Source organism: Stenotrophomonas sp. 05L44_2, assembly GCF_056665995.1.
The window spans coordinates 1-1,734 of the sequence record NZ_JBFTNR010000809.1 but is presented as its reverse complement, the minus strand read 5'-3'; the positions used below and the strand labels follow the sequence as shown (position 1 = coordinate 1,734).

General features: G+C 66.3%; 2 protein-coding genes. Both read right to left on the bottom strand.

Annotated features, from left to right (window positions below; all coding sequences use genetic code 11):
• Nucleotides 1-185: 185 nt before the first annotated feature.
• Nucleotides 186-533 carry a hypothetical protein gene (locus AC1VAN_RS20880; RefSeq protein ID WP_080148719.1) on the bottom strand — a complete coding sequence of 116 codons (348 nt, stop codon included), beginning with the start codon at nucleotides 531-533 and terminating at the stop codon, nucleotides 186-188.
• 165 nt (nucleotides 534-698) lie between these two features.
• Nucleotides 699-1,734, bottom strand: a 1,036-nt coding sequence (locus AC1VAN_RS20875) for a zinc-dependent alcohol dehydrogenase (protein ID WP_480986642.1), incomplete at its 5' end; no start/stop codon positions are given.

The following is a 1,734-nucleotide window of genomic DNA, read 5'->3' as shown; positions in this document are numbered from 1 at the left end:
ACCCTGCGCAGCCCACAGCGACCGGGTGGCCCGGTCGCGGATGACGGAGTTCACGTGCCATGGCGCTACGGTGGCGACAGGCTCGTAGCAACATGGTGAACACACGTTGGCTGCGGCGTGAAGCCTGTGCGGCCGGGCGTGGCCGGCCTGCAGCCGTCAGGTTGCCGTGTATCGGCCATCGCTRCTCAGAGGCTGGCGTTGACCATGGCGCCTGCCGGTTGCTGTGGCATCGGCATGGAATGCCCGTTGCGCGGTGCAATGCGTTCGTGGGTGGCGGCCAGCACCTGGTTCACCCGATGGAGCGTGCCACGGCCACCGGGCTCGATACCGATGATGTAGACGAAGCGGCCGTCACAGCGCGACTGCGCCGATTCAAGCCCCTCGGTTTCAGAAATCACGCGCTTCAGTGCCTTCTCCCAAGCCCTGCCGGGGGGCGATGCCAGTTCCACCACCACCGCGGTTTCCCCGCAGTCCAGCGGCATCACTTCCACGCGCAGAATGCGCGGCGCCCTGCTGGTCTCGGTGCTACCCATTTTCAGTCCTCCTCGGCCAATGACGGCGGAAGTATCCACGTCCGGCGCCAAGGCGCCGTCAAGAATGGATGGCCGTTGCGTGCAGGCGCAGCGCGGGAGCCCCGTTGGCACGCCGTCCTCGCTGGCGCGCCACCCTCGTGGCAGGCACCAAACACGCCGCCGCAATCATGGGGTCAGCACGATCTTCCTGCATTCATCATCCTTCGCATCGAACATCGCATAGCCCTGTGCCGCGTCCGCCAGGCGCATCCGGTGGGAGATGATGTTGCCCGGGTCCAGCCTGCCCTCGACGATCGCGGTCAGCAGCTCCGGCATCAGTCCCTGGACGTGGGTCTGGCCCATCTTGAAGGTCAAGCCCTTGTCGAAGGCATCGCCCAGCAGGAAACCGTGGATGAAACCAGCATAGACGCCGGGAATGCTGACCACACCACCTCGGCGGGCGGCGGCGATGCACTGACGGATCGCGACCCCGCTGCTGCCTTCCAGTTTGACAGCCGTCAGCGCGCTTTCCAGTGCGCTGCCTTCCGCTTCAAAGCCGAYCGCCTCGATGCAGGCGTCCACGCCGCGGCCGCTGGTCTGACCGACGATGTAGTCGGCCGGATCATCCACCTTGCTGAAATCGATCGGTGTCACGCCGTAGGTGCGCTGGGCGAAGTCCAGGCGATAGGCAAGATGATCGACCATGAAGATCGTCTGGGCGCCCAGCAGGCGGCAGCACGCCGCGCTCATCAGGCCTACCGGGCCTGCGCCGAAGATCGCGACGGTCGAGCCAGGCTTCACCCCGGCATTGAGCGCCGCCTGGTAGCCGGTTGGCAGGATGTCGGACAGGAACAGGACCTGCTCGTCGGCGACGCCATCGGGGATGCGCAGCGGGCCGACATTGGCCTTGGGCACGCGCACGAACTCGGCCTGGCCACCGGCCACACCGCCGTACAGGTGGCTGTATCCGAACAGGGCTGCCGGCGGCAGCATGCCCTTGGCGTTCATTGCCGCGCCTTTTCCAGGGTTGGTGGTCTCGCAGGCTGCGTACTCCGCCAGGCGGCAGTGGAAGCAGTCGCCGCAGGCGATCACGAACGGAATCACCACTCTGTCGCCGGGGCGAACCTGGGTGACACCCGCGCCCACCTCTTCCACCACGCCCATGAACTCATGGCCGAGAACGTCCCCGCTGTGCAGGTCAGGGATCTTGCCTCGGTACAGA